At 72.5% G+C, this 3,252-nt stretch carries 1 protein-coding gene and 1 pseudogene; both read right to left on the reverse strand.

Annotated elements, in window-relative coordinates; translation table 11 throughout:
• Positions 1-303: 303 nt before the first annotated feature.
• Positions 304-2,322 (reverse strand): glycosyltransferase family 2 protein, encoded by a 2,019-nt coding sequence (locus tag ACYVD1_RS34485; protein ID WP_460778677.1) that lies wholly within the window; start codon positions 2,320-2,322, stop codon positions 304-306.
• 222 nt (positions 2,323-2,544) lie between these two features.
• Positions 2,545-3,252: pseudogene (locus ACYVD1_RS34490) on the reverse strand (glycosyltransferase family 2 protein); the annotation flags it as partial.

Here is a 3,252-nt window from a genome sequence, read left to right on the forward strand (position 1 = left end):
CCAACGACGCCAACACCAGCGCCAGCTTCTCCGGATGCCCATGCGCCGGAACCACCACACTCACCGACAGCTCCGGAACCCACTCCCCCAACACCGCAGGCTCCAACAACGAATAATCATTCCGCCAGATCCGCGGCTGGGCCGTCGAGGGCCTCACCGGAAATCCCCGGCCCGACGCTTCCTGGCCCGCTGATCGCTGTTCCGGCAAACCCTGTTCCGCAGGTCGCGGTTCTGTCGATCCCGGCCCCGGGCGCCCCGGTTCTGTCCGCTCCGAGGCACGCAGCGGAGCGTTGTCTGAGGTGGTCACCGGTGTCCTCCCGTGTACTCGACGCTCGTGTGGGCTCCCAAGGGGGCGGGTTCGCCTTCCAGCAGGGCACTGGGCCGCCAGCCGGACCACTGGTGGGAGTTCCTGCGTAGGAAGTAGCCCAGGTCCGCGGACCAGGTGTGGCCCTGGCCGGCCCGGCGCAGCAGGTAACCCAGGCCGTGGGTGCGGTAGATCCGGCCTCCGTTGCGGCGCACCGCGAAGAGCAGCTGGCTGTCGATCGCCCGAGGGATCGGGCGGAAGCCGCCCACCTCCTCCAAGACCGACCGGTCGATGGTGATGGTGCTGCCGACCACGTCCGGTGAGGGCTTCTCGGACCGGTAGCTGCGCCAGACCGTCAGGTCCAGCTCCTCCAGGTACACGAGGTCCTGGCTGATACCCACGACGTCCGCACCCGAGTAGGCGCGGGCGAGCGCCATGTCGGCGAGGTGGTCCGGCCCGTACCAGTCGTCGTCGTCCCACTTGGCGATCACGGTGCCGGAGGCACGGTCCGCCGCCTCGTTGAGCACCGATCCGAACACCCGGTCCGCCTCCGCCTCGTACACGCTGATCGGCACGCCCGTGGCCGCGAAGGCGTCGATGGCCGACCGCACTTCCGGCAGAGCGGCGGGGAACCCGTGCAGGGCCAGGACCACCTCGAACCGCGCGCCCCGCTGGCGGGCGATCTGGGCGAGGGCGAAGCCCACCATCTCCGGGCGGCGGGTGCACATCATCACCGTCATCCGGGGTTCGGGCGGGACCGGCACACCGGCGCGCGCGGCCAGGGCCCGCCAGCGGGCGGCCTGTCCGTGCGTGCGCAGGGCAGCCCGGCGGAGGCGGACGCTGTGCTCCTCGCGGGTCAGGGGTTCGCGCAGATCGGCCTCGGACACCGAGGTGAGCAGGTCACGCAGGGGTTGCCCGAGTCCCGCAGCCCAGCTGGGAACGGGGCCGCTGACCAAGGGAACCCCTCCGGCGGCGAGGTGGGCCACCGACCGGACGGCGGCCGTGGGGCCGCCGTGCCCGGACCAGTCCACCCGGACGCCGCGCAGGTAGCGGACGTAGCCGATGTCGAGGTCGGTGATGGTGCCGTCCGAGGGGACGGTGAACAGGATCCGCTTTCCCTCGCACACAACCGCTCGGTCGAAGCGGACGGTGAGGTCCCCCATGGGGCCGCCGGCCTTCTTGGTGAAGCCGGCGGGGTTGACGGCGCGCTCGTCGATGGGCGCGATGGTGGTGACGGGGTCGGGTTCGGTGACGCGTGCGGCGCGGGCGCCGGGCACGGCCAGCGCCGCCCAGGAGCGGGATTCGGTGGTGGCGACGTCCACGTGGGGGACGCCCGGGTCCTGCCACTCCGGCAGTCCGGTGCTGTCGTCGACCCGGGCCACCAGGTCGGCGATGGGGGTGACCCGGCGCTTCGGGATGGGTCCGGTGGCGTCGACCCCGGTGGAGGAGACGTCGCCGGACCGCCACAGGGCACCTTCGTAGCCGTGGACGGCGCCGAGCGGGACGTTCCGGGGGCCGCGCCTGCGGCCGGCGGTGCCGCTGAGGACGTGGTCGAGTGCGGTAGCGGTCTCGATGGAGTTGGGGAAGTACAGGTCGCAGAGCCAACCGCGTTGGCCGACCCGCCGAACCCTCAGTTCTTGGAGGCCGTGCCACTCGTCGATACCGGGCGGGGCCGGGATGAGCGGCCCTTGGTGGCCGGGGGTGTCGGCGACCGCCACGACCAGGTGGACGGTGGGCGGAAGGTGGGTGGCGGTGGTCAGGGAGCGGCGCAGGTCGGTGTAGCTGGCCGCGACCACGGCGATCAGGCCCACGGCCTCCGGTTCGCCCGGACCGCCCACCCCCGCCACTTCCACGGGGTCGCCCAGGCGGTGCGTGTCCAGGTCGATCAGGTGGTCGTCGGGGCGCAGGCGCAGTCTGGAGAGTTCCCTGAGCGAGGCTCGGTGGTCTCCGGTGTGGCACAGGAGTGCGGGTTCGTCACCGCGGGTGCGCAGGGCCTGGCGAACGACGGAGGTGATCATCGGGCGACCTCGGGTGTGTTGGCTGAGCGGGATGGGCGCCCGTGGGGGCGGGCCACTCTAGAAACACAGCGTAGCCAATCCGGTTACACCCAGTGATGCCTGGTGATGGGCGTGTCGGCCGGGGAGGAGGCCCTGCGCACCCGACACACCAGGGATACCGTCCGACAGGGGTGCGACGGCTCGGGGCCGCCGGGTCGGCGGTACCGACCCGGCGGGCCCGGTTCAGCGGACCAGTTTACGCAGCACCCTGCGAGTCAGGCCCGGGGTGAACCAGCGCAGCTTGCGCTCGGCCCGCTCCGCGCGGGCGCGGAGGCGGTCGGCCTCGACCAGGGCCCGTTCGAGGCGCCTCTCGAGTACTTCGGGCTTGCTTCCGGACTTGGTCCCGGACTCGGTCTTTTCGGCGGCCACGAACCGCTCCCCCGGGATCCAGTGGGTACCCTGGGTCTCCTCCACGACCCGGTCGAGCCCGCCGTCAGCGGCCTCAGCTGCGAGGTGGCGGGCGCGGGCGTAGGCGGCGGTGCGCTCCAGCCGCAGGACCCCGTCTCCGGCCCGGGTGGCGCCGGGCAGGGGCGCGCACAGCAGACCGGCGCCTTCGCGGTCGATCTCCTTCACCAGGTCGCGTACGGCGTCCTTGGCCAGGGGGGAGCCGGCGGCGACGGTCAGGCGGAAGGGCACCCGCGGGTCCAGAGGCGGCTCGGTACCGGTGAAGCGCACCCGGGGGTCGCCTCGGAAGGTCTCCTGGATCAGGCGCGGGTCGAGCAGGTCCTCGTCCAGCGGTGAACGGCGGCCGTCGTGGAGTTCGTCCCAGGGGCCGCGCAGCCACAGGCGCAGGTCCGGGGTGGAACCGTCCAGGAGCGCGGAGGCGGTCGTGTCGACCTCCTCCAGCGTGTGGTCGGCCGTGTCCAGGACCACGTCCACCAAGGGGACGTC

Source organism: Nocardiopsis nanhaiensis (assembly GCF_054778635.1).

What these genes read in the sequence shown, in the direction of transcription:
- ACYVD1_RS34485 (WP_460778677.1), bottom strand. Translation starts at nt 2,322, where the DNA reads ATGATCACCTCCGTCGTTCGCCAGGCCCTGCGCACCCGCGGTGACGAA.